Origin of the sequence: Pseudoxanthomonas sp. J35 (genome assembly GCF_000513995.1) — a bacterium.
In the GTDB taxonomy this organism is placed as follows: Bacteria; Pseudomonadota; Gammaproteobacteria; order Xanthomonadales; family Xanthomonadaceae; genus Pseudoxanthomonas.
Map to the genome: position 1 here is coordinate 89,012 of NZ_AZVB01000010.1, position 24,965 is coordinate 113,976.

23 protein-coding genes are annotated in these 24,965 nt (G+C 71.6%); 11 read left to right on the forward strand and 12 right to left on the reverse strand.

The features are described from left to right. The first annotated feature begins 131 nt into the window (after positions 1 to 131). The 3 genes from cysS (at position 132) to PSEJ35_RS0108160 (ending at position 3,289) form a co-directional block, all read left to right on the forward strand. On the forward strand, positions 132 to 1,508 hold the full coding sequence (gene cysS, locus PSEJ35_RS0108150) for a cysteine--tRNA ligase (protein ID WP_028917355.1): 1,377 nt from the start codon (positions 132 to 134) through the stop codon (positions 1,506 to 1,508). Between the two features lie 100 nt (positions 1,509 to 1,608). Next, positions 1,609 to 2,046, forward strand: coding sequence for a SufE family protein (locus PSEJ35_RS0108155; RefSeq protein ID WP_028917356.1), 438 nt, complete (start codon positions 1,609 to 1,611; stop codon positions 2,044 to 2,046). A 1-nt stretch (position 2,047) separates the two neighbouring features. Beyond that, complete coding sequence (locus tag PSEJ35_RS0108160) at positions 2,048 to 3,289, forward strand: MFS transporter (protein ID WP_028917357.1); 1,242 nt, start codon at positions 2,048 to 2,050, stop codon at positions 3,287 to 3,289. Positions 3,290 to 3,341: 52 nt separating this feature from the next. Here PSEJ35_RS0108160 and PSEJ35_RS0108165 read toward each other — a convergent pair whose 3' ends face one another. Together PSEJ35_RS0108165 and dksA are read right to left on the reverse strand one after the other, a co-directional pair. Beyond that, a complete protein-coding gene (locus tag PSEJ35_RS0108165) occupies positions 3,342 to 4,121 on the reverse strand; it encodes an IS1595 family transposase (RefSeq protein WP_198014170.1) in 780 nt (259 codons plus the stop codon). A gap of 96 nt (positions 4,122 to 4,217) precedes the next feature. After that, a complete protein-coding gene (dksA, locus tag PSEJ35_RS16950; RefSeq protein ID WP_037082797.1) occupies positions 4,218 to 5,264 on the reverse strand; it encodes an RNA polymerase-binding protein DksA in 1,047 nt (348 codons plus the stop codon). 105 nt (positions 5,265 to 5,369) lie between these two features. Between dksA and yidD the strand changes: the two genes are divergently transcribed. Genes yidD through PSEJ35_RS0108190 form a run of 3 tightly spaced genes read left to right on the forward strand, consistent with a single transcriptional unit; the run spans position 5,370 to position 7,857 of the window. Continuing rightward, positions 5,370 to 5,627, forward strand: coding sequence for a membrane protein insertion efficiency factor YidD (yidD, locus tag PSEJ35_RS0108180; RefSeq protein ID WP_028917360.1), 258 nt, complete (start codon positions 5,370 to 5,372; stop codon positions 5,625 to 5,627). Next, positions 5,624 to 6,973 carry a dihydroorotase gene (locus tag PSEJ35_RS0108185; RefSeq protein WP_028917361.1) on the forward strand — a complete coding sequence of 450 codons (1,350 nt, stop codon included), beginning with the start codon at positions 5,624 to 5,626 and terminating at the stop codon, positions 6,971 to 6,973. Before yidD ends, PSEJ35_RS0108185 begins: the two co-directional genes overlap by 4 nt. 26 nt (positions 6,974 to 6,999) lie before the next feature. Then, positions 7,000 to 7,857, forward strand: a complete 858-nt coding sequence (locus PSEJ35_RS0108190; RefSeq protein ID WP_051412589.1) for a M23 family metallopeptidase — start codon at positions 7,000 to 7,002, stop codon at positions 7,855 to 7,857. 751 nt (positions 7,858 to 8,608) lie between these two features. On the opposite strand, the gene folE2 is transcribed toward PSEJ35_RS0108190, so the two are convergent. The 6 genes from folE2 to efp all read right to left on the reverse strand — a co-directional run bounded on the left by folE2 (position 8,609) and on the right by efp (position 13,856). Continuing rightward, the gene (folE2, locus tag PSEJ35_RS0108195) at positions 8,609 to 9,541 is read right to left on the reverse strand and encodes a GTP cyclohydrolase FolE2 (RefSeq protein ID WP_028917363.1); all 933 of its coding nucleotides are present in this window, start codon (positions 9,539 to 9,541) and stop codon (positions 8,609 to 8,611) included. A gap of 208 nt (positions 9,542 to 9,749) precedes the next feature. Further along, complete coding sequence (locus PSEJ35_RS0108200; RefSeq protein ID WP_037082800.1) at positions 9,750 to 10,469, reverse strand: phytoene synthase; 720 nt, start codon at positions 10,467 to 10,469, stop codon at positions 9,750 to 9,752. A gap of 8 nt (positions 10,470 to 10,477) precedes the next feature. Beyond that, complete coding sequence (locus tag PSEJ35_RS0108205) at positions 10,478 to 11,176, reverse strand: phosphoglycolate phosphatase (protein ID WP_028917365.1); 699 nt, start codon at positions 11,174 to 11,176, stop codon at positions 10,478 to 10,480. Between the two features lie 2 nt (positions 11,177 to 11,178). Then, complete coding sequence (gene ubiG, locus PSEJ35_RS0108210) at positions 11,179 to 11,913, reverse strand: bifunctional 2-polyprenyl-6-hydroxyphenol methylase/3-demethylubiquinol 3-O-methyltransferase UbiG (protein WP_051412590.1); 735 nt, start codon at positions 11,911 to 11,913, stop codon at positions 11,179 to 11,181. Between the two features lie 16 nt (positions 11,914 to 11,929). Further along, positions 11,930 to 13,285 carry a TRZ/ATZ family hydrolase gene (locus PSEJ35_RS0108215; protein ID WP_037082803.1) on the reverse strand — a complete coding sequence of 452 codons (1,356 nt, stop codon included), beginning with the start codon at positions 13,283 to 13,285 and terminating at the stop codon, positions 11,930 to 11,932. A 4-nt stretch (positions 13,286 to 13,289) separates the two neighbouring features. After that, positions 13,290 to 13,856, reverse strand: a complete 567-nt coding sequence (efp, locus tag PSEJ35_RS0108220; protein WP_028917368.1) for an elongation factor P — start codon at positions 13,854 to 13,856, stop codon at positions 13,290 to 13,292. Between the two features lie 107 nt (positions 13,857 to 13,963). On the opposite strand from efp, the gene epmB reads away from it, so the two are divergent. Next, on the forward strand, positions 13,964 to 15,010 hold the full coding sequence (gene epmB / locus PSEJ35_RS0108225; RefSeq protein ID WP_028917369.1) for an EF-P beta-lysylation protein EpmB: 1,047 nt from the start codon (positions 13,964 to 13,966) through the stop codon (positions 15,008 to 15,010). Between the two features lie 320 nt (positions 15,011 to 15,330). On the opposite strand, the gene rlmD is transcribed toward epmB, so the two are convergent. Further along, complete coding sequence (rlmD, locus tag PSEJ35_RS0108230) at positions 15,331 to 16,653, reverse strand: 23S rRNA (uracil(1939)-C(5))-methyltransferase RlmD (RefSeq protein ID WP_028917370.1); 1,323 nt, start codon at positions 16,651 to 16,653, stop codon at positions 15,331 to 15,333. Between the two features lie 131 nt (positions 16,654 to 16,784). Here rlmD and PSEJ35_RS0108235 point away from each other — a divergent pair, with 131 nt between their 5' ends. Continuing rightward, a complete protein-coding gene (locus PSEJ35_RS0108235; protein WP_028917371.1) occupies positions 16,785 to 17,468 on the forward strand; it encodes a response regulator in 684 nt (227 codons plus the stop codon). 30 nt (positions 17,469 to 17,498) lie between these two features. Next, the gene (gene rlmJ / locus PSEJ35_RS0108240) at positions 17,499 to 18,362 is read left to right on the forward strand and encodes a 23S rRNA (adenine(2030)-N(6))-methyltransferase RlmJ (RefSeq protein WP_028917372.1); all 864 of its coding nucleotides are present in this window, start codon (positions 17,499 to 17,501) and stop codon (positions 18,360 to 18,362) included. A 9-nt stretch (positions 18,363 to 18,371) separates the two neighbouring features. On the opposite strand, the gene PSEJ35_RS0108245 is transcribed toward rlmJ, so the two are convergent. The 3 genes from PSEJ35_RS0108245 to PSEJ35_RS0108255 are packed head-to-tail and all read right to left on the reverse strand — an operon-like array spanning position 18,372 to position 20,770. Then, positions 18,372 to 18,839, reverse strand: a complete 468-nt coding sequence (locus tag PSEJ35_RS0108245; protein WP_028917373.1) for a carboxymuconolactone decarboxylase family protein — start codon at positions 18,837 to 18,839, stop codon at positions 18,372 to 18,374. Positions 18,840 to 18,879: 40 nt separating this feature from the next. Then, the gene (locus tag PSEJ35_RS0108250) at positions 18,880 to 19,800 is read right to left on the reverse strand and encodes a TIR domain-containing protein (protein ID WP_028917374.1); all 921 of its coding nucleotides are present in this window, start codon (positions 19,798 to 19,800) and stop codon (positions 18,880 to 18,882) included. A gap of 49 nt (positions 19,801 to 19,849) precedes the next feature. Beyond that, a complete protein-coding gene (locus tag PSEJ35_RS0108255; protein ID WP_028917375.1) occupies positions 19,850 to 20,770 on the reverse strand; it encodes a cation diffusion facilitator family transporter in 921 nt (306 codons plus the stop codon). A gap of 78 nt (positions 20,771 to 20,848) precedes the next feature. On the opposite strand from PSEJ35_RS0108255, the gene PSEJ35_RS0108260 reads away from it, so the two are divergent. Further along, the gene (locus PSEJ35_RS0108260) at positions 20,849 to 21,385 is read left to right on the forward strand and encodes a GNAT family N-acetyltransferase (protein ID WP_028917376.1); all 537 of its coding nucleotides are present in this window, start codon (positions 20,849 to 20,851) and stop codon (positions 21,383 to 21,385) included. A gap of 82 nt (positions 21,386 to 21,467) precedes the next feature. Further along, the gene (gene mfd / locus PSEJ35_RS0108265; RefSeq protein ID WP_037082808.1) at positions 21,468 to 24,950 is read left to right on the forward strand and encodes a transcription-repair coupling factor; all 3,483 of its coding nucleotides are present in this window, start codon (positions 21,468 to 21,470) and stop codon (positions 24,948 to 24,950) included. Positions 24,951 to 24,965 lie beyond the last annotated feature (15 nt).

Sequence of the window (24,965 nt, forward strand, 5' to 3'; positions counted from 1 at the left end):
GCCCGCTGAACCGCTCCACTCCGGCCGGACCGGGCACGGGCGTCCCGGTCGCGCCGCCGCCCGCGCCGGCGGTCGATGCCGCACTGCGGCACGCTAGAATTCCAGGCTTCCGTCCCCGCCGCCCCGTGCCGATGTCCCTGCGCCTGTACAACAGCCTCACGCGCCAGGTCGAACCGTTCCAGCCGCTCGATCCCGCCGCCCCGACCATGTACGTCTGCGGGCCCACGGTCTACAACTACGTGCACATCGGCAACGCCCGCGGGCCGGTGGTGTTCGGCGTGCTGGCGGCGCTGCTGCGGCGCCGCTACGGCGCGCTGAAGTACGCCCGCAACATCACCGACGTGGACGACAAGATCAACGCCGCCGCGCTCGAGCAGGGCGTGCCGATCTCGGCGATCACCGACCGCTTCGCCGCCGCCTACCGCGAGGACATGGCCGCGCTGGGCGTGGCAGGCGAGTTCGCCCCGGACATCGAGCCCACCGCCACCGGCCATATCGCGCAGATGGTGGAAATGATCCAGGGCCTGGTCGACAGCGGCCATGCCTACGCGGCCGAGGGCCACGTGCTGTTCGCGGTGGCCAGCTTCCCCGGCTACGGCAAGCTGTCCCGCCGCGACACCGAGGAGATGCTGGCCGGCGCCCGCGTCGAGGTCGCCCCGTACAAGCGCGACCCGGGCGACTTCGTGCTGTGGAAGCCCTCCACCCCGGAACTGCCGGGCTGGGACTCGCCCTGGGGCCGCGGCCGCCCGGGCTGGCACATCGAATGCTCGGCGATGGCCGGCACCCACCTGGGCCGCACCATCGACATCCACGCCGGCGGCATCGACCTGCAGTTCCCGCACCACGAGAATGAGATCGCGCAGAGCGAATGCGCCCACGGCGGCGCCGTCTTCGCCCGCTACTGGCTGCACAACGGCATGCTCAACCTCGGCGGCGCCAAGATGAGCAAGTCGCTGGGCAACATCGAGAAGGTCCACGACCTGGTCCGCCGGCACCCGCCGGAGGCGCTGCGCTACGCCCTGCTCTCGGCCCATTACCGGCAGCCGCTGGACTGGACCGATGCGCTGATCGAGCAGTCCGTGCGTACGCTCGACCGCCTCTACGGCACCCTGCGCGACCTGGCCGCCATCGAAGCCGCCCCGGCGATCCCGCAGGCGGTGGAGGACGCGCTCGACGACGACCTCAACACCCCGCTGGCGCTGGCCGAAATCGCACGCATCGCCGGCGAGGCGCGCAAGGCCACCGATCCTTCGGGGCAGGCGCGGCTGAAGGCCGAACTGCTCGGCGCCGGCCTGGCCCTGGGCCTGCTGCAGCAGGCACCGGAAGCCTGGTTCAACCGCGGCGCCTCCGGCGACGACGACGCCCGCATCCAGGCCCTGGTCGACGAGCGCGCCGCGGCCAAGAAGGCGCGCGATTTCGCCCGTGCCGACGCGATCCGCGACCAGCTCGCCGGCGAAGGCATCCTGCTGGAGGACACGCCGCAGGGCGTCCGCTGGAAGCGGGCCTGACCCAGGCACCGCTTCCCCATGCCCGGCCGGAATGCCGGGCCAGGCGGTGCGGAACCGCCCGTCCGCGCCAGGGATGGCCGCCAACCACCACGAGAACCCCGTGACCGATACCCCCTTCCCCCTCGAACCCACCGCCGCCGAGGCCCAGGCCGCGATCCGCGAGGAGTTCGCCTTCTTCGGCGACTGGTCCGAGCGCTACCAGTACCTGATCGATCTCGGCCGCAAGCTGCCGCCCTTCCCCGAGGAGTGGAAGACCGAGGAGCACCGCCTGCACGGCTGCCAGTCGATGGTCTGGATCGTGCCGCAGGGCAACCGCCAGCGCCTGGACTTCCATGCCACCAGCGACTCGGCGATCGTCTCCGGGCTGATCTTCCTGGCCCTGCGCGTGTACTCGGGGCGTCCGGCCGGGGAGATCCTCGCCACCGACCCGTCCTACATTGCCGACATCGGCCTGGCCAAACACCTGTCGCCGACCCGCAGCAACGGCCTGGCCGCGCTGCTGGCCTTCATCCGCGACACCGCGCAGGCCCAGGCCTGAGGTGGCGGCGGACGCAGCGACCACCGCGGCGCGTTCGCCCCTGCACGAACCGGGCTACCGGGTCCTGCTCGGCTACCGGCTGTGCGCGATCCTGTCCTACCAGGTGGTCGCGGTCACCGTCGGCTGGCACGTCTACGAACTGACCCGCAATCCCTTCGCCCTGGGCCTGGTCGGCCTGGCAGAGGTCCTGCCGTACATCGGCACGGCGCTGTTCGCCGGCTACCTGGTCGACCACCTGCCGAAGCGGCGCCTGGGCGCGCTGGCCTGCGCCGGCCTGGCGGCCACCGCCCTGCTCCTGGTCCTGGCGGCCTCGGGCCACCTGGCGCCGGGGCGGACCTGGCCGATCTACGGCGCGATCGTGCTGACCGGCCTGGTGCGCTCGTTCCTGACCCCGGTCTACACCGCGCTGTTCGCCCAGGTGCTGCGCCGCGAACAGTTCGCGCGCGGCGCCAGCCTCGGCAGCATCGCCTTCCAGGCGGCGATGGTCTGCGGCCCGGCGCTCGGTGGCGTGCTGGTCGGCTGGGCCGGCAAGACCGCCGCCTACGGCACGGCCGCGGCGCTGGCCATCGCCGCCGGCGCGGTGCTGCTGGCGCTGCGGGTGGAGGAGCCGCGCCCCGAGGGGCCGCGCGCGCCGGTGTTCCGCAGCATCCGGGAAGGCCTCCGCTTCGTGTTCAACACCCAGGTCATGCTCGCCGCGCAGGCGCTGGACCTGTTCGCGGTGCTGTTCGGCGGCGCGATCTCGCTGGCCCCGGCCTTCATCGCCGAGATCCTGCACTACGGCCCGGAGGGCCTGGGCATCCTGCGCGGCGCGCCGGCGCTGGGCGCGGTGGCGGTCGGCCTGGTGATGGCGCGGCGTCCGCCGGGGCGCCACGCCGGGCGCCTGCTGCTGTGGGCGGTGGCCGGCTTCGGCCTGTGCATCATCGGCTTCGGCCTGTCCCGGCACTTCTGGCTGTCGGCCTTCTTCCTGCTGCTGTCGGGGGTGTGCGACGGCGTGTCGGTGGTCCTGCGCAGCACGATCATGCAGCTGGTCACCCCCGACGGCATGCGCGGGCGGGTCGCTTCGATCAACGGCATCTTCATCGGCTCGTCCAACGAGCTGGGCGCGTTCTACGCCGGTTCGATGGCGCGGCTGCTGGGCCTGGTGCCGGCGGTGGTACTGGGTGGCTGCGTGACCCTCGGCGTGGTCGCCACCACCGCGGTCAAGGCACCGAAGCTGCGGCGGCTGGACCTGCGGGAGCTGTGACCCGGCCCCCTCTCCCCGGGAGAAGGGCCCTGGGGAAAAAACAAGGTAATTCCTAACCTTTCCGGACCAGAATTGGGCGTATCTCCTGGATCGAGATCTGCTTGAGAAGCTTGTACAGCAAGGGTTGCAGGTTCTCGTGCCGGTGATTGAACCGGTAGCAAACTTCGGCCAAGTACAGGTGGAAGTATTGCCGGGGCACGCCACGGTACATGTAGAGCCAGTTCTTGGCGTAGCTCCAGAAGCCCTCGATGCCGTTGATGTGATCCCGCCCGGCAGGCCGACCCTTCTCCTTGCGGATCATCACGTGCTCGCCGCGCAGCTTCAGCGTGGCATAGGCCTGCCACTCGTCGGTGTAGTAGAGCGCGCCTTCCCGGGTGTGCGCCTCGATCTCCCGCATGACCGATACCCGGTCATGGGCCGGGATCGGCATCGCCTTGACGCAGCCGTTGCGCTTGACCAGCCCGAACACGATCACCTTGCCCGCCGCGCCCCAGCCCCGTTTGCCCTTACGGGCGCCGCCAAAGGTGGTCTCGTCGCACTCGATGGCGCCTTCGAACGGCTCGCGCAGTTGCTCCACCAGCGCACAGCAGCCACGCACCAGCCGGTAAAACCGCTCCCGCGAGACCGCGCTGGTATCGGATAGGAACCGCTGCCGGTACGACGGCACGCCCAGCACGAACAACTCCAGCAGGCGTGCCTTCGTCGCTGTGGGCAGTCGTACCGAGTCCCACACCGACGTCCACGTGAAACGCAGCCCGCAGGCGCGGCACTTCAGACGTCCGTCCCCCAGGCGATAGTGCCGACAACCTGCACATCCGGGACATCGCTTCATGACCAAATCCTCTCAGATTTGGTCCGGTTTGCTTAGGAATTACCAAAAACAAAGCCCGCCGTGAGGCGGGCTTCGTCGTCATGCTGGCGGCGGGGCTTACTCGCCCTGCTGCTTCTGCATGTGCTCCCAGCGTTCCTGGGCGTCGAGGGTGCGCTCGGCGGTCAGGCGCGCCTCCAGGCGCTCCAGGCCGATTTCCTCGCCGGTGTCGACGCAGTAGCCGTAGTCGCCGGCTTCCAGGCGCTTGAGCGTGCTGTCGATCTTGCCGATCAGCTTGCGGTAGCGGTCGCGGGTACGCAGTTCCAGCGAGTTCTCGGTCTCGCGGGTGGCACGCTCGGCCTCGTCGCCGATGTCGCGCACTTCGTCCTTGAGGTTCTCGATGGTCTGCTTCGATTCCTCGACCAGGTCCGCACGCCACTGCAGCAGCCGCTGGCGGAAGTACTCCTGCTGCAGCGGGTTCATGTACTCCTCGTCCGGCGAGGGACGGTAGCCCTTGGGCAGCAGCGGACGGCCGGTGGCCTCGTCGATCTGGTACTCGACCACGCGGGTCGGAGCACGCGGCGCCGGCGCGTCGGGCTTTTTGGTAACGACGGCGACGGCGACCTTGCCCTTCGGCGGCGGGGCGGTCGTGGTGTTGCTGGACTTCACGGGGGATTTCTGGGGCACGGGGGGCTTGCTTGCTGCTGGAGCGGGCGCCGGCGCCGGCTTGGCGGGAGTGGGCTTCGGGGAAGCTTTTCCTGCGGGGGCCGGTTCGGCGGGCGTCTGCTTGATGGGGGCCTGTTTGGCTGGGGACGGCTTGGTGGCGACCTGCTTGGGTGCCGGCTTCGCCGCGGATTTGACTGGAACCTTCTTCGCCGGTGCCGCCTTCCTGGCGGGAGCGGCCTTGCTGGCTGGAGCAGCCTTCCTGGCCGGTGCCTTGGCGGGAGCCGCCTTCTTCGCCGCCGGCTTGGCGGCCTTGGCCGGGGCCTTCTTGGCCGGGGCCTTGGCCACCTTCTTGGCAGCGGGCTTGGCGGTCTTGGCCGGGGCGGGTTTCTTGGCAACCGCCTTCTTCGTCGCAGTCTTCTTGGCGACGACCGTCTTCCTGGCGGGAGCGGCGGGCTTCTTGGCCGGCTTGGCGGACTTCTTCACGGGTTTCTTGGCAGCCACGTACGAAGGTTCCTCTCTGGTTTTTCCCGTTGCCGGGAAAGCGCGCCTTTATAGCTCACCCCACCCGGGGGGGCAACCTTGTATTACGGACGGTATGATGGCGAAGTGATCGATCGCCTGCTCATCCTGGCACTGCGTGGCTACAAGCGTTTCGTGAGCCCGCTGCTGGGCCCGCGTTGCCGCTTCGTGCCCAGCTGTTCCGAATACGCGATGCAGGCGATCCAGCGCCATGGCGCACTGCGCGGCAGCTGGCTCGCCGCGCGCCGCCTCGCGCGCTGCCATCCCCTCCATCCTGGCGGCTTCGATCCGGTCCCCGAACGCACCGGCGAACCGCCCTGCTCCTGCACAGGAAACCACCGATGAGCACCCTGATCGTCAACGCCCGCCTGGTCAACGAAGGACGCGAACAGGAAGGCGACCTGCGCATCGAGCATGGCCGCATCGCCGCGATCGGCCAGGGCCTGCAGGCCCGCGCCGGCGAGGAAGTCGTGGACGCGCGCGGCCGCTGGCTGCTGCCGGGGATGATCGACGACCAGGTCCACTTCCGCGAGCCCGGCCTGACCCACAAGGGCGACATCGCCACCGAATCGGCCGCGGCCGTGGCCGGCGGGCTGACCAGCTTCATGGACATGCCCAACACCAACCCGCCCACCCTCGACGCGGCCGCGCTGGAAGCCAAGTACGCGGCGGCGAAGGGCCGCGCCTGGGGCAACCACGGCTTCTACCTGGGCGCCAGCAACGACAACCTCGAGGCGGTGCGCTCGCTGGACCCGAAGACGGCGCCGGGCATCAAGGTGTTCATGGGCGCGTCCACCGGCAACATGCTGGTCGACAACCCGGAGACCCTGGACGGGATCTTCCGCGAGGCCCCGACCCCGATCATCACCCACTGCGAGGACACCCCGACCATCGACCGCACCCTGGCCGAATTCAAGGCCCGGTACGGCGAGGAGAACCTCACCCCGGACATGCATCCGGACATCCGCTCGCGCGAAGCCTGCATCAAGTCGACCCGCCTGGCCCTGGAGCTGGCGCGCCGCCACGGCACCCGCCTGCACGTGCTGCACATCTCCACCGCCGACGAGCTGGCCCTGTTCGAGCGCGGCCCGCTGGTGGGCGCCGACGGCAAGGTGCGCAAGAAGATCACCGCCGAGACCTGCATCCACTTCCTGCGCTTCGACCGCGCCGACTACGCGCGGCTGGGCAACTTCATCAAGTGCAATCCGGCGATCAAGGACGCCTCCGACCGCCAGGCCATCACCCAGGCCCTGGTCGACGACGTGATCGACGTGCTGGCCACCGACCACGCCCCGCACACCCTCGAGGAGAAGCAGAAGCCCTACCTGCAGGCGCCTTCGGGCCTGCCGCTGGTGCAGTACGCGCTGCTGGCGGCGATCGAACTGGTCCACGAGGGCAAGCTGGACATCGCCCGCGTGGTGCAGAAGGCCAGCCACGCCCCGGCGCAGCTGTTCGACGTGGCCGAACGCGGCTTCCTCCGCGAGGGCTATTGGGCCGACCTGGTGCTGGTCGACGACCAGCCGCTGACCGTGCGCCGCGAGGACGTGCTGAGCAAGTGCGGCTGGTCGCCGTTCGAGGGCACCACCTTCCGCTCGCGCATCGCTTCGACCTGGGTGAATGGCCAGCTGGCCTGGAACGGCCGCGAACTGGTCGGCGCGCCGCAGGGGCGGCGCCTGGAGTTCGCGCGCTGATGCGGGGTATCGGCGCCGCGTGGCGCATGCTGTCGGTCGCGGCCGGTTCGCTGGCCCGGTCCACGGGTTCACGGCTGGCGCTGGCCGCGTTGCTGGCGGCCGCGGTCGCAGCGCCGGCCTCCGCTGCTGGTGACGACCGGGTGGTGTTCCCGCCCAGCGTGCAGCAAGGCGCGATGGTGATCGGCAAGGTGCCGCCGGGCAGCCGCGTCGAGTACGCCGGCCGCAGCCTGCGCAGCAGCGGCTACGGCACGGTGGTGTTCGGCGTGGGCCGCGACCAGGCCGGGCCGGTGCAGGTGGCCGTGGTGCGCCCGGACGGCAGCCGGGTCGATGCGCGGATCGCGGTGACCCCACGCGACTGGCCGGTGCAGCGCGTAGACGGCGTGCCGCCGAAGACCGTCGATCCGCCGCCGGAGATCGCCGAGCGGATCCGCCGCGAACAGGCCCAGGTCAGCGCCGCGCGCGAACGCGACGACGACCGCACCGACTTCGCCCGCCCGTTCGTGTGGCCGGTCGAAGGCCGGATCAGCGGCCGCTTCGGCAACCAGCGCGTGTACAACGGCAAGCCCGGCTCGCCGCACTCCGGCATGGACATCGCCGCGCCCACCGGCACGCCGATCAAGGCCCCGGCCGCCGGCGTGGTCACCTTCGCCGCCCCGGACCTTTACCTTACCGGCGGCACCGTGCTGCTGGACCACGGCTTCGGCATCAGCTCCAACTTCCTGCACCTGTCGCGGATCGACGTGAAGGTCGGCGACCGCGTCGAACAGGGCCAGGTGATCGGCGCCGTCGGCGCCACCGGCCGGGCGACGGGGCCGCACCTGCATTGGGGGATGAGCTGGTTCGACACGCGCATCGACCCGCTGCTGGTACTGGAGCGCAGGTAACGCGGTCGTTCCCCGCGCGCCGCACGCGGCGGCGCTTTCCCCCAGATCGCCGGCGCCATGACATCGGGGCGCGGCTCCGGACGCGGCCGCCGCACCCGGGTATCGGGTCACCGCCCGGAATAACGTCCATGTCCATGTCCGCGGACCATCCATGGGCCACTTGCCCCGGACACCCGGGGTCCGGCGTCCTCTATGGCGTCCAGCTCCTTGGCTTCGACCGGCAACCCGACGAAGCGATCGCGTAGCCCGGATAAGGCCGCAGGCCGCATCCGGGGATAATTGCCCGCCACTTCGACCCGACGCCTGCCGCGCTCCGGGCCCCGGATGCGCTTCGCTTATCCGGGCTACACGAGCCCCTCTTCGTCCGGGGTGAGGCGCCAGAGGCGCGCGCCGCCGGGGCGCAGAGCAGAGTCGGGAGAGGGAAACAACGACCGAAGCCAGGACCCGGGAGCGCCGGAAGACGCGGCAGTGCGGGGGTATCCCGCAAGCAGGCCATGGATGGCCTGCGCTCGCGTGTTGGAGCCATTGACGGCGGAACCGCGCGATGCGGGATACCCCCGCACTGCCGCGGCTCCTTCAGAAACCTGCATCCCCACCACTGCTGCTGTTGCTTGCAGTAGCAATGCTCCCGCCACACCTGATCCAACGCCTGCCCGAGCCGGTTCCCGGATGCGCTTCGCTTATCCGGGCTACCGCGACGAATGGATGCCGGCGCCTTCAGGTCCCTCTCCCACCGGGAGAGGGGAGCGAATCAGGCCGCCGGGCCGGCGCCGCTGACGGTGGCGACGGCGTCGTGCGGGTGCAGGCTCTCGAAGTGCGAGACCGTGGCCTCGTAGCGCTCCACGTGCGGATCGGACGACAGCACCGAAGCGACCCGGCGCGCCGCATCCTCGCAGAACATCAGGTTGGCCGCGTTGAGCTCGGCGAAGGCCTGCTCGTCCTCGCGCTTGACCGCGGTCTGCACCGGCGTGCCCAGCGAGGTTTCCAGCGCATCGATCAGCGCCACCAGCGGCAGCTCGTCGAACTGCGGGCGCAGCTCCACCCGCACCCGCGCCTCGCTGCGCTGCGCGTGCGGGGTCGCCGCCATGCCGCGGTCCGAGGCCAGCCAGGCGGCGACCTCTTCGACCTTCAGCGTCGGCACGCCCTCAAAATCGGCCAGCAGCCGCGCCGCGTTGGCCTGGCGCGACAGCGCCGCCGAGCACGGGCAGGTACTGGAGTATTCCAGGCCGAAGCCCAGCACCAGCTTCAGGTGGCCATCGGCGAGGATCGCCTCGATCTCCACCGGATAGCTCTTCCAGCCGGCGTTGTCGCTGCGCAGCGCGCCGCGCAGCAGCAGCGCCTCATAGCGCAGGCGCAGGCGCGCGCGGGTGGCCAGGCCGGACTGCGAGTCGATGCTTTCCTGCAGGAAGCGGCGCAGCCCGCCGGGGGTGATCTCTTGGCGGGCCAGCCCCTGCTGCAGGCGCAGGTACAGGCGCGACATGTGGATGCCACGCTCGCCTTCGCGGGCCAGGTTCACCGAGATGTCCGCCTGCGCGGCGACCTGGACCTGGCCGCCCTGCCCGTCCGCGACCCGGATCGGCACGGCGATGCCGTCCATGCCCACCCAGTCCAGCGGGCGCGCGAGCGCCGGCGCCTGGAGGGCGACGTCAGGCAGGGAAGCAGGAGCGATGGCGGGAACGGACATGGCGGCGATCTGGGGGAGCGGGCGGCCCGGCTTCCTGGCGGAAGCGTCGGAGGGGCTGCCGGGAGGGGAAGGTGGCGTGGGACCAGGCAGGTCCGGATGGGCGCCATTGTAGCCGCTGGGGTCGGCACTGCCGGCCGGATCGCTGCAACGGACTGTCGCGTGCCGTTCAGCCGCAACAGCACATCCCGCCGATGCGCGGCCGCCGGACTCAATCCCCGGCCGCGGCCCGCCAGGCATTCCAGAGCACGCGCAGCGGCTGCCGGCCCGGCCGCGGGACACGCCCGGCGGCGACCGGGGCCAGGCGCTGGCGGGCCAGGCTGGCCCAGACCCGGCGCGGACGCGGCCCCGCCCCGCGCGCGGGCCAGGCACGCAGCAGCTCGGCGGCCCAGGCACGCTGGGCCTGCTCGCTGGCAGCCGCCGGGCCGGAGGTGGACTGCAGCGCCAACGGCACTGCTTCCAGCCCCGCCTCGGCCAGGCGCTGGGCCAGGACCTGGGCGATCACCGCCCGCGGCGTGGCCGACTGCCCTTCCAGCACCGCCGCCTCGACCGCGGCCACCGCCGCGCCGAATCCGGCCAGCGCCGCGAACGCGGCCTCGCCGTCCTGGGGGCGCGCCCGCGCCCCAGTCAGTTCCGGCAGCGCCCCGGCCAGCTCGGCCCAGGGCGCGCGCACCGGTTCCAGCACCCGGCCGAGCGGATGGCGCGAGCGCTGCGCCGCCCAGTCGCGCAGCTCGGTGGCCCACCAGCCGAGCTTGGCGTCGGCCGGCAACGGGTCGCCGCCGATGTTGAGGATGTCGTCGAATTCCTGCAGCAGCGCGAACCAGACCAGCGTGCGCTGGCGCTGCGCCGGAGGCACGAACACCTCGGCCACCGTCCATTCCGGCCAGCGGGTGCGCCACTTCTCGATGAAGCTGTCGTAGGCCTGCGACATGTCGGACCTCAACCGCGGCCGCGCGGCCAGGCCTGTGGCTGCAGCAGCTCGGCCGGCTGCTGCGCCAGCACGTCGGCGCGCCAGCTCCACGGGTCCTCGTGGTCCAGCCGGTAGCCCCAGGTGACCGCCACCGAAGGTATGCCCGCGGCGCGCGCGGCGGCCACGTCGCGCTCGTCGTCGCCGACGTAGACGCAGGCCTCCGGCGCCACGCCCAGCCGGCGCGCCGCTTCCAGCAGCGGCATCGGGTGCGGCTTCTTCTCCGGACAGGTGTCGCCGCCGACCAGCACTGCGCAGCGCTGCTGCCAGCCCAGCCCGGCGACCACGTCGCGGGCCAGGTACTCGGGCTTGTTGGTGACGATGCCCCAGCGCGCGCCGGACGCTTCCAGCACCTGCAGCATCGCCTCGATGCCGTCGAACAGCACGCTGTGCCGACCCAGCTCCTCGCGGTAGACGGCGAGGAACTCGGGAACCATGGCCTCGCGCTCGCCCGCGTCCAGGTCCGGGAAGCTGGCGGCGATCATCGCCCGCGCACCCTTGGACACGTGCTGGCGCAGTGCGGCCAGGGTGGTCGGCGCGCGGCCGCGGGCGGCGAGCATGCGGTTGGCGGTCGCCAGCATGTCCGGGGCGCTGTCCAGCAACGTCCCGTCCAGGTCGAACAGGGCCACCGCCGGGAAGCCGGCGCGCGCGGCCTGGCTGAAACCGTCCATGCTCAGGCGCCGGCCTTGACCGCGCAGGCCAGGTAGTTCACTTCGGTGCGCCGCGACAGGCTGGCGCGCTGGCGCAGCGGGTCGTAGAACAGGCCGCTCACGTCCTCCAGCTGCAACTCGGCGGCGCGCAGCCACGCGGCCAGTTCCGAAGGCCTGATGAAGTCGGCGTAGCGGTGCGTGCCCTTGGGCAGCAGCCGGGCCACGTACTCGGCGCCGACGATGGCCAGCGCGAACGCTGCCGGGGTGCGGTTGAGCGTGGACAGGAACAGGCGCCCGCCCGGGCGCAGCAGCTTCGCGCAGCCGGCGATGATCGACGCCGGGTCGGGCACGTGCTCGAGCATTTCCATGCAGGTGATCGCACCGAAGCTGCCCGGCCGCTCTTCGGCCAGCTCTTCGATCGCCTTGACCTGGTAGTCGACCTGCACGCCCGATTCCAGGCCGTGCAGGCGCGCGACCTTGACCAGATCCGGGGCCAGATCGATCGCGGTGACCTGGGCGCCGGCGCGGGCCAGCGCCTCGCTCAGCAGGCCGCCGCCGCAACCGACGTCCAGCACCGGCAGGTCGGCCAGCGCCACGCGCTGCCTCACGTAGTCCAGGCGCACCGGATTGAGCACGTGCAGCGCCTTCTGCGGACCATCCGGGTCCCACCAGCGGTTGGCCAGGGCGGCGAACTTGTCCAGCTCGGCCTGGTGGTAGTTGTGCGGCGCCGTAGCGCCGGCGTGGATCTGTTCGCTCATGGGAACTCCTGTGGCCTCAACGGCCCAGTGCGGCGATGCGCGCGCGCCACTGGCGGGCGTTGGCGATCAGCGCCGCGGTGTCGATGTCGACCAGCTCGCGCTGGTCGAGCTTGCGCTGGCCGGCGATCCACACGTCGCTGACCTGCTGGCGGCCGCAGGCGTAGACCAGCTGCGACAGCACGTGGTGCAGCGGCTGGGTCTCCAGTTCGGACAGGTCCACGCATACCAGGTCGGCGTCCTTGCCCGGCTCGATCGAGCCGATGCGGTCGCCGAAGCCCAGCGCGCGCGCGCCGCCCAGGGTAGCCGCACGCAGCGTGGTGGCCGCGTCGAGCGCGGTGGCGTCGTTGGCCACGGCCTTGGCCAGCAGCGCGGCGGTGCGCAGCTCGCCGAACATGTCCAGGTCGTTGTTGCTGGCGCAGCCGTCGGTGCCGATGGCCAGGTTCACGCCGGCGCGCTGCAGGGCGCAGGCCGGGCAGAAACCGGAGGCCAGCTTCAGGTTGGACTCGGGGCAGTGCGCCACGTGCACGCCACGCGCGGCGCACAGGTGGATCTCGCCTTCCGTCAGCTGGGTCATGTGCACCGCGATCAGGCGGTCGTTGACCAGGCCCAGCCGGTCCAGCCGGGCCAGCGGGCGCTGGCCGAATTCCTTCAGCGAATCGGCGATTTCCTGCGCGGTCTCGTGGGTGTGCAGGTGGACCTGCATGTCCAGCTGGTCCGAGAGCATGCGCACGCGCTCGAAGTTCGCGTCGCTGACCGTGTACGGTGCGTGCGGGGCGAACGCGGTGGCGACCAGCGGATCGTCGCGCCACTGGTCGTGCACCTCGCCGGCCTTGTCGAAGTACTCGTCGTCGCTGCGCGCCCAGGCCGTCGGGAAGTTGATCACCGGCAGGCCGACCAGCGCGCGGAAGCCATGCTTCTTGTAGACCGCCGCCTGCACGTCCGGGAAGAAGTAATTCTCGTTGGCGCAGGTGGTGCCGCCGCGGAGCATCTCGGCGATCGCCAGGCGCATGCCGTCGGCGACGAAGTCCGGGCCGATCACCGCCGCTTCCACCGGCCAGATGTGCTGCTGCAGCCAGGTCATCAGCGGCAGGTCGTCGGCGATGCCGCGCAGCAGGGTCATCGGGTTGTGGGTATGGGCGTTGACCAGGCCCGGGATCAGCACCGCGTCCGGGCGCTGCACCACTTCGGCGGCGGCAAAGCGCGCGCGCGCCTCCGCCACCGGCAGCAGCGCGACGATGCGGCCGCCGGAAACGGCGACGGCGTGGTCCTCCAGGACCACGCCGTGCGGTTCGACCGGAACCACCCAGCCGGCTTCGATCAGCAGGTCGCAGGCCTGCGGCTGGCTGTTCTCGTACAGGCCGGCTTGGGTCATCGGCTTACTTCACGCGCGAGACGTACTCGCCCGAGCGGGTGTCGACGCGGATGACTTCGTCCTGGGCGACGAACAGCGGCACGCGGACCACGGCGCCGGTCTCCAGGGTGGCCGGCTTGCCGCCGGTGCCGGCGGTGTCGCCCTTCACGCCGGGGTCGGTCTCGACGATGCGGAGCTCGACGAAGTTCGGCGGGGTGACCTGGATCGGGTTGCCGTTCCACAGCGTGACCACGCAGTCCTCCTCGCCCTTGAGCCACTTGGCGGCGTCGCCGACGCCGGCCTTGTCGGCCTGGACCTGCTCGAAGGTCTCCTTCTGCATGAAGTGCCAGTACTCGCCGTCGCTGTACAGGTACTGCATGTCGGTATCGACGACGTCGGCGGCCTCGACCGAGTCGGTCGACTTCATGGTGATTTCCTGCACGCGGCCGGTGCGGATCTGGCGGTACTTCACCCGGGTGAAGGCCTGGCCCTTGCCCGGCTTGACGTACTCGGTATCGGTGATGATCGCGGGCTCGTTGTTGACCAGGATCTTCATCCCGTTCTTGACGTCGTTCATGCCGTAAGAGGCCATGGGAACTCCTTGGGTATGGCAGGGACCGCCGCGGAAGACGGCGGCCGGGGCAGTTAGAATGTGGGGAGCCCGCCGGAACCCGGCGGGCGCGTCTTCTCAGGCCCCACATGATACCTGCAGCCCCCCTGCCCCTGCAGCCGGCCCCCGCTCCGGCGCCCCCCCACGACCCTGCCGCCGCCACGCCGCGCTGGCAGCGGCTATGGCGCGAGGGCGTGCGCGACCCGCGGGAACTGCTGCGCCTGCTGGGCCTGGACGAGGCCGCCGCCGGCATTTCCGACGCCGCCGCGGCGCAGTTCCCGCTGCGGGTGCCGCGCGGCTTCATCGCCCGCATGCGCCCCGGCGACCTGCACGACCCGCTGCTGCGCCAGGTCCTGCCGGTGCCCGACGAGGCGCGGATCGTGCCCGGCTTCAGCCTGGACGCGGTCGGCGACGCCGCGGCGAAGAAGGCCGACGGCGTAATCCAGAAGTACCGCGGCCGCGCCCTGCTGGTGGCCACCGGCAGCTGCGCGATCAACTGCCGCTACTGCTTCCGCCGCCATTTCCCCTACGCCGACGAAACCGCCGCACGTGACGGCTGGGCCGGCGCGGTGGCCGCGATCGCCGCCGACACGGGAATCGACGAGGTCATCCTGTCCGGCGGCGACCCGCTGTCGCTGGCCACGCCCAAGCTGGCCGAGCTGACCGCCCGCCTGGCCGCGATCCCGCACATCAGGCGCCTGCGCATCCACAGCCGCCTGCCGGTGGTCCTGCCGGAGCGGGTCGACGACGCCCTGGTGGAGTGGCTGTCGGCCCTGCCCTGGCCGGTGGCCTTCGTCATCCACGCCAACCACGCCAACGAGTTCGACGCCGCCGTCGACGCCGCCCTCGCCCGCCTGCGCCGCGCCGGCGCCCAGCTGCTCAACCAGGCCGTGCTCCTGCGCGGCGTCAACGACAGCGTCGACGCCCTGGCCGACCTGTGCGAACGCGGCTACGCGGCCGGCGTCCTGCCGTACTACCTGCACCAGCTCGACCGCGTGCAGGGTGTGGCCCACTTCGAGGTCGAAGACGAACGCGCGCGCGAACTGCATCGCCAGCTGGCGGGGCGGCTGTCCGGCTACCTCGTGCCGAAGCTGGTCCGCGAAGTCGCCGGCGATCCGGGCAAGCGCCCGCTCTAGCTAGCGCCCTCGCCCACCTGTAGAGCGGGGCTCGCCCCGCTGCTTTTCCTACGGGCGCCGGGACATCCGGCGTGGGAGTCGGGCAAGCCCGACTCTACAGAGGCGTCTGGATTGAGGTGCCTGCGGCGCAGGCGGTAGCCGCCCCGGGGGAAGATGGAGAACGAAGCCGCGGCATCAAAGCGCCTGAAGACGTGGTGCTCCGCGGCTCCGTCCGGAGCTGGCCACCAGAACCCGACGCCCCCACCACCGGGCAGATCGCAGGGTGATGCGGCGAGGCAGATGGCGCGTGGCGACGCGCCACATGTCGCCAGCGCCCTTGCTCAGTCCCGGCGCCGCTCGAACAGCGCGATGCTTTCCACGTGCGCCGTGTGCGGAAACATGTCCATCACCCCCGCCGCCACCAGCCGGTAGCCGCGCTCGTGGACCAGGAAGCCCGCGTCGCGCGCGAGCGAACCCGGATGGCAGCTCACGTAGACGATCCGGTCGATGCCCTGCAGCGGCAGCTGCTTGAGCACCTCGTCCGCGCCCGAGCGCGGCGGGTCCAGCAGCAGCTTGTCGAAGCCGCGGCGCATCCACGGCGTGCCGCGCTGGTCCTGGGTCAGGTCGGCGGCGAAGAATTCCGCGTTGGCCAGCCCGTTGCGCTGCGCGTTCGCACGCGCCCGCGCCACCAGCCCCGCATCGCCTTCCACGCCCACCACCTCAGCCACCCCGCGCGCCAGCGGCAAGGTGAAGTTGCCCAGCCCGCAGAACAGGTCCAGCACCCGCTCGCCCGGCTGCGCGTCCAGCAGCTCCAGCGCCCGCGCGATCATCTTCTCGTTGAGCCGCGCGTTCACCTGGATGAAGTCCAGCGGCCGGAACGCCAGTTCCACGTCCCACTGCGGCAGCCGGAACGCCAGCTGCGGCGCCTCGCCTTCCAGCGGATGCACGCTGTCGATCCCCTTCGGCTGCAGGAAGATCGCGAAACCGTGCTCGCGCCCGAACGCCACCAGCGCCGCCTTGTCGGACTCGACCAGCGGCACCAGGTGGCGCACCGTCAGCGCGATCGCGCCGTCGCCGGCGATGAACTCGATCTGCGGGATCGAATCGCGCGCCTGCAGGCTGTCGACCAGCGCCGCCAGCGCCTGCACCTTCAGGCCGATCTCCGGGATCGTCGTGTAGCAGACCGACAGGTCGGCGACGAAGCGCGGATCCTGTTCGCGGAAGCCGACCAAGGTCTTGTCTTTCTTGTTGACCCGGCGCACCGAGAACCGGCCCTTGCGGCGGTAACCCCAGCTGTCGGCGGTCAGCGGTTCCAGCACCCGGCCCGGCTGGACCTTGCCGATCCGCTCCAGGTTCTCCAGCAGCACCCGCTGCTTGGCCAGGATCTGCTTGGTCTCGTCCAGATGCTGCAGCACGCAGCCGCCACAGGTGCCGAAATGCGGGCAGCGCGGCTGGACCCGGTCCGGCGAGGCCTGCAGCACCTCCAGCGTGCGCGCCTCGTCGAAGCTGCGGCTGCGCGCGGTCTGCTCGGCCATCACCACCTCGCCCGGCAGTGCGCCGGCGACGAACACGGTCTTGCCGTCGTCGCGGCGGGCGACGCCGCGGCCATCGTGGCTCAGATCAAGGATTTCAACGCGGAAGGGGGTGCGATCGAGTCGGGCCACGGAGACGGCTGGGGGAAGCAACAAGGCCGTACATTGTCCCAGATGACATCGGTCGCAGCCATGACTTCCCGGGGATTGCCCCCCGCGGGGCCAGCGCTAACATGGCCCCAGCCGACAGGGAGTCAGCCCGCATGGAATCGCGAGACCCGCTTCCCCGCATCCTGCTGGTCGAGGACGATGCGATCAGCCAGGCCTACTTCACCGCGGTGCTTGAGGCGCTTCCGGCCACCATCGAAGTGGCCGCCACCCGCGCCGCCGCGCTGGACCGCGCCCGCGCCCTCCGCCACGACCTGTGGCTGATCGACCTTACCCTCCCCGACGGCTCCGGCAACGAACTGCTGGCCCAGCTGCAGCGGCAGTGGCCGCATCCGCCGCTGGCGCTGGCGCACACCGCCGATGCCGACCGCAGCGTGCGCAGCCAGGCCCTGCAGGCCGGCTTCCGCGACGTGCTGGTCAAGCCGCTGGCCGCGCGCGAGCTGGTCACTGCGGTGCGCGATGCGCTGGCCGAGGGCATGGACCTGCCCGACTGGGACAACGACGCCGCCGCGCGGGCCCTCAACGGCGACCCGGCCAACGTGAAGGCCCTGCGCGAGCTGTTCCTGGCCGAGCTGCCGGAGGCGCGCCGCGAGGTGGTCGAGGGCGTGGACCGCGGCGACAGCGGCGCGGTGCGCGCGCGCCTGCACCGCCTGCAGGCCGGCTGTGGCCTGGTCGGCGCCAGCCGGCTGGGCGCGGCGGTGGAACACCTGCGCCGCAGCCCTGGTTCGCGCGACGCGCTGGAGCGTTTCGTCGACGCCGCCCGCGCCCTGCTCGGCTGAAACGCGGCGCCGCGCCTTACACTGGCGGGCATGAACTACCGCCACGCCTTCCATGCCGGCAACCACGCCGACGTGCTCAAGCATGTCGTCCTGCTGGCCATGCTCGACGCGCTGCTGCGCAAGGACGCCCCGTTCTTCGTCCTCGACACCCACGCCGGCCGCGGCCGCTACCTGCTGCAGGGCGACGAGGCCCATCGCACCAGCGAGGCCACCACCGGCATCCTGCAGCTGGCCCGGCGCAAGGGCCTGCCGCCGGCGCTGGAGCGCTACCTGCAGGCCGTGGCCGCCGACAATCCGGTCGACAGCCTGGTCGCCTACCCCGGCTCGCCGCTGCTCACCGCCCGCGCCATGCGCGCGCAGGACCGCCTGGCCGCCTGCGAACTGCAGGCGGAGGAAGCGGCCGCGCTGAAGGCCCTGTTCGCCGGCGACGCACGCGTGGCCGTGCACGCCCGCGACGGCTACGCCGCGGTGCGCGCCCTGCTGCCGCCACGCGTGGACGGGGTCCGCTTCGCCCGCGGCCTGGTCCTGGTCGACCCGCCCTACGAGGCCCAGGAGGCCGAGTACCCGCGCGTGGTCGAGGCGGTCGGCGAGGCCCTGCAACGCTGGCCGCAGGCGGTCTGCGCGATCTGGTACCCGATCAAACGCCGCCGCAGCCTGCAGCCGTTCTTCCGCAACCTCGCCAGGCTGCCTGGGGCGCGCGCGGTGCTGCTGGCCGAGCTGCTGGTGCGCCCGGACGACTCGCCGCTGCGTCTCAACGGCAGTGGCATGGCCGTGCTCAACCCGCCATGGAAGCTGGACGAGGCGCTGGCCCCGGTGCTGCCGGTGCTGCAGGACACCCTGGGCGAAGCCGGCGCCTCGACCCGGCTGGAGTGGATCAAGCGCGAGGACGGCTGACCGGCAGGTTCAGCTGCCCGCGTGGCTGCGTACCCGGTACGACCCGGCCACCGAACGCATCGCGATCGCCACCCGGTTCCAGGCGTTGATCGCGGCCACCGCCCAGGTGATGTCGACCAGCTCGCGCTCGCTGGAATGCGGGCGCACCGCTTCGAAGACCTCGTCCGGCACGTGGCCGTCGGTGATCCGGGTCAGCGCCTCGGTCCATTCCAGCGCCGCGCGCTCGCGCTCGTCGTAGTACGGCGCCTCGCGCCAGGCATCCAGGCCGTACAGGCGCTGATCGCTCTCGCCGGCCGCGCGCGCTTCCTTCCAGTGCATGTCGATGCAGTAGGCGCAGCCGTTGATCTGCGAGGCGCGCAGCTTGACCAGTTCCAGCAGCGACGCTGCCAGTCCCGACCCGTGCAGGTAGCCGTCCAGCCCCAGCATCGCCTTGTAGGCATCAGGCGCGATCTTCCAGAACTCCATGCGTGGCTTCATATCGCCTCCTCCGGTACGTCGGCACACCCCTCGGGGGGACTCAGGTGCGCCGGATCACCTGCCTGTGCGTCAGCCGCTCGCCGATCAACGCGGCGCGCCGCTGGTCATCAGGACCGTCCATGACCGCCACCTCTTCCTCGTCGGCGCGCAGGTATCCGCCGGAGGTGCGGGTGTCGACGCCCTCGCCCCGCGTCGTGAACCAGCCCGAGGCGCGCCCGGGCGCCGGTTCCAGCCGGATCTCGGCCGCGCCTTCCAGCTGTGGCGCGTCCGGATGCAGCGGGCGCTCGCCGCGCCAGTAGTAGAAGACCGCTGAGCCGTCGTCCTTTTCGCGGGTCGCCTCGCTCCAGTGGCGGGCCGACAGGCTGCCATCCTCCTGCCAGGCGCGGCCACCGATCTCCAGCGCGCCGGCGCGGTTGCGCGCGACCCGCAGCAGGCTCAGCGCGGACGGTTCCTGCTCGCTGCGCCGGGTCAGCGAGAACTGCCACCACGCGCCTTCGAGCCGGCCACGCTGTCCTTCGACCCCGATGGCGTGGCGCAGCTTGGCGCAGATCGCCTTGACCTCCGCGGCGCTGGCCGCCGGGTCGTAGCGCACGCAGGTCAGGCCGAGCAGGTCGGTCGGCAGCTTGGCGCCGGACGCGTGCAGGATGAAGGTGCGGCGCATGCCCAGCACGCCGCCGAACAGGCCGGCCTCGAACACCACGTTGTCGCGCGGCGAGGCCTGGCCGGCGGACCCGGCCGCGGCCGCCGCCGGATTGCTGGTCCAGTCGTCCTGGGCGAACACGAAGGCGGCGAAGTCGACCTGGCCGGTCAGCTCCAGCAGCCGTTCGAGGGTGGTGGTGCCGGGGTTGAACGAGGTCGTCCACGGCTCGACCCGGGCGACGTCCTCCAGCCCGCGCGCCAGCGCCTGCAGCAGCTTCGCCTGCGCGCCGGACGACCCGAGGAAAATGCGTGGCTTGCCCATCGGAACCTCCGTGCGTCTGCAATGCGGCGACCGACGGGACGGCGGCGGCTCAGGCCGGCGCCGGGTCGTCGCCTTCCGGTTCGAAGAAGCTCCAGCGCACCACCGGGAACTGCTGCTTGAGCGCCCGCTCGACCTGGTCGATGTCGCGCAGCATGGCCTGGCCATCGTGGACCCTGCGCATGCGCGCATGCACCGACACCAGCACCTCGTTGCCCTGCTGCAGGGTGATCAGGTGCAGCACCTGGGCGATCTCCGGCCGCGCGGCGAGGAACTCGCCGATCTGGGTCTGCAGGAACGGGGCCACGCTCTGCCCGATCAGCATCGCCTTCACCTCGACCGCCACCAGCACTGCGATCACGATCAGCAGCACGCCGATGCCGATGGTGCCGATCGCGTCCCACAGCGGGTTGCCGGTCACCACCGCCAGCACGATCGCCACCAGCGCGAACACCAGGCCCAGCAGCGCGGCCAGGTCCTCGCCGAAGATCACCACCAGCTCGGCCTGGCGGCTCTCTCGGAACCACTGCCAGATGCCGCGGCTGCCGCGGGCCTTGTCCACTTCCTGCAGGCAGGCGCGCATCGATATCGCTTCGGCGACGATCGCGAACACCAGCACGCCCACCGCCCACCACCACTGCTGCAGGGGCTCGGGGTGCCGCAGCTTGTGCACGCCCTCGTACACCGAGAACATGCCGCCGACGCTGAACAGCATCACCGCCACCAGGAACGACCAGAAGTAGATCGCGCGGCCGTAGCCGAGCGGGTGTTCGGGCGTCACCGGGCGCCGTGCCTGGCGCAGGCCCAGCAGCAGGAGCAGCTGGTTGCCGCAGTCGGCCAGCGAGTGCACGGTCTCGGCCAGCATCGCCCCGGAACCGGTGACGAAGGCGGCCACGCCCTTGGCCACGGCGATGGCGAAGTTGGCGCCCAGGGCGAAGAAGATCGCGCGTACCGAATCGCCGTTGCCTGCCATCCCGGGCTCCCTCGGGCCGATGTACGGCCGAGTCAAGGGCCGCTACCGCGGGCGCCCGAATATGGGAAACTGCCAGCCATGCCCCGGAACCGCCTACCCCCCTGGCACGAAGAATTCGTCCTCCCCAACCGGCGGGCGATCCTGATCCGCCCGATCCGCCCGGAGGACGCACCGCCCCTGCAAGGCGTGTTCGGCCTGCTCGGCCCGGCCGAACTGCGCGGCCGCTTCGCGCAGGGCCAGGACGTGCTGGACGATGCCGCCGCCGCCCGCCTGTGCCGGCCCGACCCGAAGACCGAGCTGGTCCTGGTCGGCGCCGAGCCGCTGCCGCCGGGCGAGGCCATGATCGAGTCGCTGGCCCGGGCGCGGATCGTCCCGCATACCCGCGAGGCGGAGTACGCCATCCTGCTCGGCAGCCACGTCTCCGGGCTGGGTCTGGGCCGGCACATGATGCAGAAGCTGGTGAAGTGGTCGCGTGGCCGCTTCCTCGACCGGCTCTACGGCGACACCCCGTCCAACAACGCGCCGATGCTCGACCTGGCCGCGTCGATGGGCTTCCGCCGCAGCGACGAACCGGGCATCGCCCCGGGCTTCACCCGCCTGGTGCTGGAGCTCTAGCCGCGCCGCGCTGAACAGGCCCTGCGCGCCGGCCCGCGGCCGCTGCGGGCCGCTCACGGCCGCGGGCTACAATGGAATCCCGATGTCTTCCGCTTCGCCTCCCCTGCCGCGGCGCGGCCAGGCCCGTGCCTGGTGGCGCGCACCCGCATCTCCTTCGGCCCTGGCCTGGCATCTGGCCCAGGCCGCGCGCGCGCATGCCGGGCCGGTGCTGTTCGTGGCCCGGGACAACCAGTCCGCCCACCAGGTCGAGGCCGACCTGCTGACCCTGCTGGGCGCCGACCCGGCGTTACCGGTGGTGCCGTTCCCGGACTGGGAGACCCTGCCCTACGACCGCTTCAGCCCGCACCCGGACATCGTCAGCCAACGCCTGGCGGCGCTGCAGCGGCTGCCGCAGCTGCAGCGCGGCATCGTGGTGGTGCCGGTGCAGACCCTGCTGCAGCGCCTGCCGCCGTTGCGCTACATCACCGGCGGCAGCTTCGACCTGGCCACCGGCCAGCGCCTGGACCTGGACGCGGAGAAGCGCCGGCTGGAGTCGGCCGGCTACCGCAACGTGCCGCAGGTGCTGGATCCGGGCGACTTCGCCGTGCGCGGCGGCCTCCTCGACGTGTACCCGATGGGCGCCGAGGCGCCGCTGCGCATCGAGCTGCTGGACGACGAGATCGACTCGATCCGCCGCTTCGACCCGGAGAGCCAGCGCTCGCTGGAGCGGATCGATGCGGTGCACATGCTGCCCGGCCGCGAGCTGCCGATGGACGAGGCCAGCCTGGCGCGGGTCATGGACACCCTGCGCGAGCGCTTCGACGTCGACACCCGGCGCAGCGCCCTGTACCAGGACCTGAAGGCCGGCATAGCGCCCGCCGGCGTCGAGTACTACCTGCCGCTGTTCTTCCCGCCGGCGCGCGACGGCTCGGCGTCGACCGCCACGCTCTTCGACTACCTGCCGGTGTCGGCGCTGCCGGTGCTGGCCGACGGCAGCCACGCCGCCGCCGACGCGTTCTGGCAGCAGACCCGCAACCGCTACGAGCAGCGCCGCCATGACGTCGAGCACCCGGTGCTGGCGCCGGAGGAGTTGTACCTGCCGCCGGACACTCTGCGCGAACGCCTGAACCGGGGCATCCGCATCGAGGTCTGCGGCGCCGGACACGCGCGCCTGGAGGACGCTGCCGCGCTGGGCGACCAGCCGGCGCCGTCGCTGCCGGTGGCCAGCCGCGAGCAGCACCTGGCCGGCGAGGCGCTGCGCTCGTTCCTGGGCAGCTATCCGGGCCGGGTGCTGGTCGCCGCCGATTCGCCCGGCCGCCGCGAGGCGCTGCTGGAAGTGCTGCAGGCGGCCAACCTGCAGCCGAAGCTGGTCGCCGACTTCACCGCCTTCCTCGCCGGCAGCGAACGCTTCGCCCTGGCGGTGGCGCCGCTGGAAGACGGCTTCGCCCTCGACGATCCGCAACTGGCGGTGCTCACCGAACGCCAGCTGTTCCCCGAGCGCGCCACCCAGCCGCGCCGCGCGCGCCGCGCCGGCCGCGAGCCGGAAGCGATCATCCGCGACCTGGGCGAGCTGAGCGAAGGCGCGCCGATCGTCCACGAGGACCACGGCGTCGGCCGCTATCGCGGCCTGGTGGCGATGGACATCGGCGGCATGCCCGGCGAGTTCCTCGACATCGAGTACGCCAAGGGCGACCGCCTGTACGTGCCGGTGGCGCAGCTGCACCTGGTCAGCCGCTATTCCGGCGCCTCGCCGGAGACCGCGCCGCTGCATTCGCTGGGCGGCGAACAATGGACCAGGGCCAAGCGCAAGGCGCAGGAGAAGGTCCGCGACGTCGCCGCCGAGCTGCTGGAGATCCAGGCGCGCCGCCAGGCCCGCGCCGGCCTGGCCCTGGACATCGACCGGGCCATGTACGAGGCCTTCGCGGCCGGCTTCCCGTTCGAGGAAACCCCGGACCAGCACGCCGCGATCGAGGCGGTGCTGCGCGACCTGCAGTCGTCGCAGCCGATGGACCGGGTGGTCTGCGGCGACGTCGGCTTCGGCAAGACCGAGGTCGCCGTGCGCGCCGCCTTTGCCGCGGCCAGCGGCGGACGCCAGGTGGCGGTGCTGGTGCCGACCACCCTGCTGGCCGAGCAGCACTACCGCAACTTCCGCGACCGCTTCGCCGACTGGCCGCTGAAGGTCGAGGTGCTGTCGCGGTTCAAGAGCAAGAAGGAAATCGAGGCCGAGCTGGAGAAGGTCGCGCGCGGCGAGATCGACGTGATCGTCGGCACCCACCGCCTGCTGCAACCGGACGTGAAGTTCAAGGACCTGGGCCTGGTCATCGTCGACGAGGAGCAGCGCTTCGGCGTGCGCCAGAAGGAGGCGCTGAAGGCGCTGCGCGCCAACGTGCACCTGCTGACCCTGACCGCCACCCCGATCCCGCGCACGCTCAACATGGCCATGGCCGGCCTGCGCGACCTGAGCATCATCGCCACCCCGCCGCCGAACCGGTTGGCGGTGCAGACCTTCGTCGTACCCTGGGACGACAACCAGCTGCGCGAGGCCTTCCAGCGCGAACTGTCGCGCGGCGGCCAGCTGTACTTCCTGCACAACGACGTCGAAAGCATGGGCCGGATGCAGCGCCAGCTGTCCGAACTGGTGCCGGAGGCGCGCATCGGCGTGGCCCACGGACAGATGCCCGAGCGCGAGCTGGAACGGGTGATGCTGGACTTCCAGAAGCAGCGCTTCAACGTGCTGCTGGCCTCGACCATCATCGAGTCGGGCATCGACATCCCCAACGCCAACACCATCATCATCAACCGCGCCGACAAGTTCGGCCTGGCCCAGCTGCACCAGCTGCGCGGCCGCGTCGGCCGCTCGCACCACCGCGCCTACGCCTACCTGCTGGTGCCGCCGGACCGCCGCGCCATGACGCCCGACGCGGAGAAGCGGCTGGAGGCGATCGCCTCGATGGACGAGCTCGGCGCCGGCTTCACCCTGGCCACCCACGACCTGGAGATCCGCGGCGCCGGCGAACTGCTGGGCGAGGACCAGAGCGGGCAGATGGCCGAGGTCGGCTTCAGCCTCTACACCGAGCTGCTGGAGCGCGCGGTGCGCAGCATCCGCCAGGGCAAGCTGCCGGACCTGGATGCGGGCGAGGAAGTGCGCGGCGCCGAGGTCGTGCTCAACGTGCCGGCGCTGATCCCGGACGATTACCTGCCGGACGTGCACACCCGGCTGACCCTGTACAAGCGCATCTCCAGCGCGCGCGACGGCGACGCGCTGCGCGAGCTGCAGGTGGAGATGATCGACCGCTTCGGCCTGCTGCCGGACGCGGTCAAGAACCTGTTCGCCATCGCCGAGCTGAAGCTGCAGGCCCAGGCCCTGGGCATCCGCAAGCTGGAACTGGGCGAAGCCGGCGGCCGCATCGTGTTCGAGGCCAGGCCCAGCGTCGACCCGATGGCCGTCATCCAGATGATCCAGAAGCAGCCGCGCCTGTACGCCATGGAAGGGCCGGACAAGCTGCGGATCAAGCACCCCCTTCCCGAAGCGGCCGACCGCTTCAACGCCGCGCGTGCGCTGCTGGCCACGCTGGCGCCCCGTTGACCGCTCCCCCAACCG